The following is a 6076-nucleotide window of genomic DNA, read 5'->3' as shown; positions in this document are numbered from 1 at the left end:
CATCGACCCCGCCCTGCAGTGATCACGCCACCCTGACCCTTGCCGCACATCGGCAGCCGGCCCGCCCGGCTCAGGAACCCGTGTCTTTCCACTGCAGCGCCACGTGGCCACGCCCGCGTGTGCGCGGAGTTTTCCCATGCAAACGTCCTACCCCCTGCGCCAGCAATGGCTCGGCAACATCCGTGGCGACCTGCTGTCGGGCATCGTCGTCGCCCTGGCCCTGATTCCCGAGGCCATCGCCTTCTCGCTCATCGCTGGCGTCGACCCCAAGGTCGGCCTGTACGCCGCGTTCTCGATCGCGGTGATCACCGCCATCGCCGGTGGCCGCCCGGGCATGATCTCCGCTGCCACCGGCGCCATGGCACTGGTGATGGTGGACCTGGTCAAGGACCACGGCCTGCAGTACCTGTTCGCCGCCAGCATCCTGGCCGGCCTGCTGCAGGTGCTGGCCGGCGTGTTCAAGCTCGGCTCGCTGATGCGCTTCGTCTCGCGCTCGGTCATCACCGGCTTCGTCAACGCGCTGGCCATCCTGATTTTCCTGGCACAGATGCCCGAGCTGATCGGCCGCGGCCCCACCGTATACGTGCTGTGCGCCGCCGCACTGGCGATCATCTACCTGCTGCCGCGCATCACCCGCGCGGTGCCATCACCGCTGGTGGCCATCGTCGTGCTCACCGCCGTGGTGATCGGCTTCGGCGTGGACGTGCGCAGCGTGGGCGACATGGGCCAGCTGCCGGACAGCCTGCCGCACTTCCTGCTGCCGGATGTTCCGCTTACCTGGGAAACGCTGCGCATCCTGCTGCCGGTGTCAGCCACGCTGGCGGTGGTCGGCCTGCTCGAATCGATGATGACCCTGCAGATCGTCGAAGACATCACCGAAACGCCCAGCGAGCGCAACCGCGAATGCGTGGGCCAGGGCGTGGCCAACACGGTCACCGGCTTCCTTGGCGGCATGGCCGGCTGCGCGATGATCGGCCAGTCGGTCATCAACGTGACCTCCGGCGGCCGCGGGCGCCTGTCCTGCCTGGTGGCTGGCGTGGTGTTGCTGGTGCTGGTGGTGTACGGCAGCGAACTTGTGCGGCAGATTCCAATGGCGGCGCTGGTGGCGGTGATGATCATGGTCAGCATCGGCACCTTCAGCTGGCGCTCGCTGCGCGACCTGCGCACGCATCCGCGCAGTTCCTCCGCTGTCATGCTGCTGACCGTGGTGGTCACCGTGGCCACCCACGACCTGGCCAAGGGCGTGCTCAGCGGCGTGCTGCTGTCGGCGCTGTTCTTCGCCCGCAAGGTTGGCCGCATGCTGGACGTGCAGCGCGAAGATACCGGTGACACGCAGGTCTACCGCGTGCGTGGCCAGCTGTTCTTCGCTTCGGGCGGCCAGCTGGGTGCGGCGTTCGACTATCAGCATGTAGCGCCGAAGGTGCAGATCGATCTGCGCGATGCCCACCTCTGGGACCTGACCGCCGTGGCCGCGCTGGAACGCGCTCAGGAAAAACTGGCCGCGCATGGCGCCGAGGTAACGGTGGTGGGGCTCAATGCGGCCAGCCAGACGTTGATCGAGCAGGTGGGTGGCGCGCGTAGCGGGCATTGATCGGTCAGGGGGGGAGCGCCGGGCCATGCCCGGCGGGCCAGCGGCAGCGATCAGGCGGTGCCTGCGGGTTGCTTGTCGGCTTGCACGATGAGATGCACCCCGAGCGCTGACAGTACCCGCTGCACGGTGTCGAAGCGTGGGTGTGCACCGGGGCGCAGCGCCTTGTACAGGCTTTCGCGTCCAAGGCCGGAGACCTCGGCAACACCGCTCATGCCACGAGCGCGCGCCACTGTTCCGAGTGCCTCCTGGAAGTGGCCCGCATCACCTGCTGCCAAGGCCTCGCTCAGATAGGTGGCGATTGCGACGTCATCTTCCAGATAGTCTGCGGGATCGAAGGGAATCGTCTTCAGCTTGCTCATGGGGAGAGTCCTGGGAATGGCGCCTCGTGCGTAACGCACAGCCAGCGCGCGAACGTCTCTCTTGCCTGGAGGATCGCCATGAATCGTATCCACAGGGATACATCGTTCAATTGGCAACTGCGTCAAAGCCTGGCGTGTCTGCGTAGCGCTCCCCGCCGCCATTCAGCCACCCGGTGTAAACTATTGATCTCACTGGCAATGCCAGACTCCACGATCAACGCCCCGATGACGTCCGCCACCGCCCGTTACGCCGATTCCCTGCGCCTGTCCGTTGCCCCGATGATGGACTGGACCGATCGCCATTGCCGCGTGTTCCATCGCGTGCTGGCCCCGGGCGCACGCCTGTACACGGAGATGGTGCACGCCAACGCGGTCATCCACGGCGACCGCGAGCGCCTGCTCGGCTTCGACCGCAGCGAACAGCCGCTGGCGCTGCAGCTGGGCGGCAGTGACCCGGCGCTGCTGGCGCAGGCCGCGCGCATCGCCGCCGAGTGGGGCTACGACGAGGTCAACCTCAACTGCGGCTGCCCGTCCGACCGCGTGCAGGCCGGGCGCTTCGGCGCCTGCCTGATGCGCGAGCCGGTACTGGTGGCCGAGTGCGTGGCGGCGATGGTCGATGCGGTGGATATCCCGGTCACGGTGAAGTGCCGCCTCGGCGTGGACGAAGACAACGATTACGCGGTGTTCGCCGCGTTCGTCGACCGCCAGGTCGCCGCCGGTGCGGCGATGGTGGTGGTGCACGCCCGCAACGCATGGCTGAAAGGCCTGTCGCCGAAGGAGAACCGCGAGGTTCCGCCGCTGAAGTACGACTGGGCCTACCGCTTGAAGCAGGAGCGCCCGGCGCTGCCGGTGGTGCTCAACGGCGGCCTGGCCAGCCTCGAGGCGGTGCAGGCGCAGGCCACGCACGTCGATGGCGTGATGCTGGGCCGCGCGGCCTACCACGACCCCTATCTGCTGCATCAGCTGGAGGCGCTGCACACCGGCGCCCCGCTGCAGGCCCGTGGCGACCTGCTGCGCGCGCTGCGCCCCTATGTGGAAGCGCGCCTGGGCGAAGGCCTGGCGTTGAAGCACATCACCCGCCACCTGCTCGGCCTGTTCCATGGCCAGCCCGGTGGCCGCGCATTCCGCCAGGTGCTGAGCGAGGGCGCACACCGCCCGGGCGCCGACTGGAGCTTGGTCGAGCAGGCGCTGGCGGTCACCGAACGCGATGCGGATCGCGACGCAGCGTGACCGAAGTCACATTCCTGACTTGACAAGGGACGGCGATTCGTCCCGAATGTTCACTTAGCTGAACAACGCAGCGGTGGGACCGGAAAAGTTCAGACCGGATTCACTGCCCCAAACCAAGAATTTGCAAAGGATTTGTAAAGCGCCGGGTCCCGAACCCGGCACCCGGATTTACGACTTTTGAACGAATCGCCGAGCTCGGCTAGGATCGCATCGATGTCTTCCGCTCCCTTCCACCGCCGCATTGCCCTGGCCACCTGCGTGCTGCTGGCGGCTGCGCCGTTGTCTTCGGCGCTGGCGCAACAGCCGCCGCGCGGCGACCAGGGGCGGGCGGAGATGATGGAGCGGGGCGAGCGCGGCAACCGTGGCGACGAGCGTTCGCTGTCCGATGCCGTGCGCCGCGTGCAGCGCACCACCGGCGGCCACATCCTCGGTGCCGAGCGCGTGCCGTTCGATGGTCGTGACATCAACCGGGTGAAATACATGGACGACCGGGGCCGGGTCCGCTACATGGACGACCCCGCCCCGTCGCGTTCACAGCCGCGCACGCCGCGGTCGGATATGTCATCACTACGCGGCGATAACCCCTGAACAGGGATAGTTGTCGCTATCAACCCGTACCCCACAGGCCTCCGGGCCACACCCAGGACACTAGGGAGAGTTCATGCGTATCCTTCTGGTCGAAGACGAAGCCCCGCTGCGTGAGACCCTGGCAGCCCGGCTCAAGCGCGAAGGCTTTGCCGTCGATGCTGCGCAGGACGGCGAGGAAGGCCTCTACATGGGGCGCGAAGTCCCGTTCGATGTCGGCATCATCGACCTCGGCCTGCCCAAGATGTCGGGCATGGAGCTGATCAAGGCCCTGCGTGACGAAGGCAAGAAGTTCCCGGTGCTGATCCTGACCGCGCGTTCGAGCTGGCAGGACAAGGTCGAGGGCCTGAAGCAGGGCGCCGACGATTACCTGGTCAAGCCGTTCCACGTCGAAGAGCTGCTGGCCCGCGTCAACGCGCTGCTGCGCCGCGCCGCCGGCTGGAGCAAGCCGACCCTGGAATGCGGCCCGGTCGCCCTGGATCTGGCTGCCCAGACCGTCAGCGTGGCCGGCAGCAATGTCGACCTGACCAGCTACGAGTACAAGGTGCTGGAGTACCTGATGATGCATGCCGGTGAACTGGTCTCCAAGGCCGACCTCACCGAGCACATCTACCAGCAGGACTTCGACCGCGACTCGAACGTGCTGGAAGTGTTCATCGGCCGCCTGCGCAAGAAGCTGGACCCGGATGGCGAACTGAAGCCGATCGAGACCGTGCGCGGTCGCGGCTACCGTTTCGCGATCCCGCGCAACGAGGGCTGAGCCGGCTCACCCTGGCGATAACACGATGTCCGGCCGTCTGTGGTTCTTCCGACGCTGGCGGCCGCGCTCACTGCAGGCGCGCCAGATGTTCGCCGCGTCCGTGGGCCTGGTCGCGTTCCTGGCGCTGGCCGGTTACGCGCTCGACGCCGCCTTCGCCGACACGGCGAAGGCGAACCTGCGTGAGCGCCTGAAGAACTACGCCACCGCCTACGCGGCCGGCATCGACTTCACCCGCGATCGCTCGCTGTACATCCGCGAGCAGCCGCCGGATTCGCGCTTCGACGTTCCAGGCAGCGGCCTGTACCTGCAGGTGGTGATGCCGCACGGCAAGGGCAATTCGATGTCCGCCGAAGGCCCGATGCTGCCCACCGTGGGCGGTGGCCTGCTGGCGCCGCGCCAGGAAGTGTTCGAAGGCCCGCTGCCGATGATCCAGATCGATGGCAGCCAGGGCTCGGTGTACCGCTATGGCCTGGGCCTGGTGTGGGACGCCGATGCCGACCCCGCCACCGAATTCCCGTACACCATCTACGTGATGGAAGACTCGCGCGCGCTGGGCGCGCAGCTGCGCGTGTTCCGCAGCCGGGTCTGGTTCTACCTCGGTGGCATCGGCCTGATCCTGCTGCTGCTGCAGACCGTCATCCTGCAGTGGAGCCTGCGCCCGCTGCGGCGGGTCATTACCGAGCTGACCAAGGTGCAGCGCGGTGAGACCGCGCGCATGAGCGAGCGCCACCCGCGCGAGCTGGAGCCGCTGACCGACAGCATCAATGCCTTCATCGAGAGTGAGCGCGAGAACCTGGAGCGCCAGCGCAACACCCTGGCCGACCTGGCGCACAGCCTGAAGACACCGATCGCGGTGCTGCGCACGCAGATGGACAGCGGTGCCGGTGACGGCGCGCTGCGCGAGGAACTGGACGTGCAGCTGCAGCGCATGAACAACCTGGTCTCGTACCAGCTGGCGCGCGCGGCGTCTTCGGGCCACAAGCTGTTCTCCGCGCCGCTGCCGATCGAATCCAATGCCGAGGAAATCGTGCGTGGACTGGAGAAGGTCTACGCCTCCAAGGGCGTGCTGTGCGAGTTCGACATCGACCCGGCCGCGCGCTTCCACGGCGAACCGGGCGATCTGCAGGAACTGCTCGGCAACCTGCTGGAAAACGCCTTCAAGTGGGCCAACCGCCGCGTGCTGCTGACCGCGCAGCCGCTGCCGGCACCGAACGCGCGTCGCGCCGGCCTGCTGCTGGCGGTGGACGACGATGGCCCGGGCATCGCCCCGGACGACATCGGCAAGGTGCTGCAGCGTGGCGTGCGCGGCGACGAGCGCGTGCAGGGCCATGGCATCGGCCTGTCGATCGTGCAGGACCTGATCAAGGATTACCGCGGCGAACTGGCCGTCGGCCGTTCCAGTGAACTTGGCGGCGCCCGCTTCGAAGTGCGCCTGCCGCCGGGGCCGTAAACCGCGCGTTCCCGTCCGCCGGGAATCGCCTGGCGCAACAACGCGTGGTGTTCCGGTAGTGGCGGCCGCTGGCTGGCAACCTGGCAATGCCACCGAAGATC

The 6076-nt window shown here is 67.4% G+C and carries 6 protein-coding genes; 5 read left to right on the top strand and 1 reads right to left on the bottom strand.

Annotated features, from left to right (window positions below; translation table 11 throughout):
* Nucleotides 1–136: 136 nt before the first annotated feature.
* Nucleotides 137–1591, top strand: coding sequence for a SulP family inorganic anion transporter (locus tag QRO93_RS06695; RefSeq protein ID WP_180878685.1), 1455 nt, complete (start codon nt 137–139; stop codon nt 1589–1591).
* 50 nt (nt 1592–1641) lie between these two features.
* Here the strand turns inward: QRO93_RS06695 and QRO93_RS06690 are convergent, their stop codons facing one another.
* Nucleotides 1642–1950 (bottom strand): addiction module antidote protein, encoded by a 309-nt coding sequence (locus tag QRO93_RS06690; protein ID WP_180878684.1) that lies wholly within the window; start codon nt 1948–1950, stop codon nt 1642–1644.
* Nucleotides 1951–2148: 198 nt separating this feature from the next.
* Between QRO93_RS06690 and dusA the strand changes: the two genes are divergently transcribed.
* The 4 genes from dusA to QRO93_RS06670 all read left to right on the top strand — a co-directional run bounded on the left by dusA (nt 2149) and on the right by QRO93_RS06670 (nt 5975).
* Nucleotides 2149–3180, top strand: a complete 1032-nt coding sequence (dusA, locus tag QRO93_RS06685; RefSeq protein ID WP_180878683.1) for a tRNA dihydrouridine(20/20a) synthase DusA — start codon at nt 2149–2151, stop codon at nt 3178–3180.
* A 213-nt stretch (nt 3181–3393) separates the two neighbouring features.
* Nucleotides 3394–3768, top strand: coding sequence for a hypothetical protein (locus QRO93_RS06680; RefSeq protein WP_053448522.1), 375 nt, complete (start codon nt 3394–3396; stop codon nt 3766–3768).
* 73 nt (nt 3769–3841) lie between these two features.
* A complete protein-coding gene (locus QRO93_RS06675; protein ID WP_004136763.1) occupies nt 3842–4525 on the top strand; it encodes a response regulator transcription factor in 684 nt (227 codons plus the stop codon).
* A 25-nt stretch (nt 4526–4550) separates the two neighbouring features.
* Nucleotides 4551–5975: a sensor histidine kinase gene (locus tag QRO93_RS06670; protein ID WP_008268038.1), complete on the top strand. Its 1425-nt coding sequence runs from the start codon at nt 4551–4553 to the stop codon at nt 5973–5975.
* The last annotated feature ends 101 nt before the right edge of the window (nt 5976–6076 follow it).

The sequence above is a fragment of the Stenotrophomonas maltophilia group sp. Smal17 genome (assembly GCF_030237045.1).
GTDB lineage: Bacteria > Pseudomonadota > Gammaproteobacteria > Xanthomonadales > Xanthomonadaceae > Stenotrophomonas > Stenotrophomonas forensis.
This window is presented reverse-complemented; position numbering and strand designations above follow the sequence as displayed.

What these genes read in the sequence shown, in the direction of transcription:
- QRO93_RS06695 (WP_180878685.1), top strand. Translation starts at nt 137, where the DNA reads ATGCAAACGTCCTACCCCCTGCGCCAGCAATGGCTCGGCAACATCCGT.
- QRO93_RS06690 (WP_180878684.1), bottom strand. Translation starts at nt 1,950, where the DNA reads ATGAGCAAGCTGAAGACGATTCCCTTCGATCCCGCAGACTATCTGGAA.
- dusA (WP_180878683.1), top strand. Translation starts at nt 2,149, where the DNA reads ATGCCAGACTCCACGATCAACGCCCCGATGACGTCCGCCACCGCCCGT.
- QRO93_RS06680 (WP_053448522.1), top strand. Translation starts at nt 3,394, where the DNA reads ATGTCTTCCGCTCCCTTCCACCGCCGCATTGCCCTGGCCACCTGCGTG.
- QRO93_RS06675 (WP_004136763.1), top strand. Translation starts at nt 3,842, where the DNA reads ATGCGTATCCTTCTGGTCGAAGACGAAGCCCCGCTGCGTGAGACCCTG.
- QRO93_RS06670 (WP_008268038.1), top strand. Translation starts at nt 4,551, where the DNA reads ATGTCCGGCCGTCTGTGGTTCTTCCGACGCTGGCGGCCGCGCTCACTG.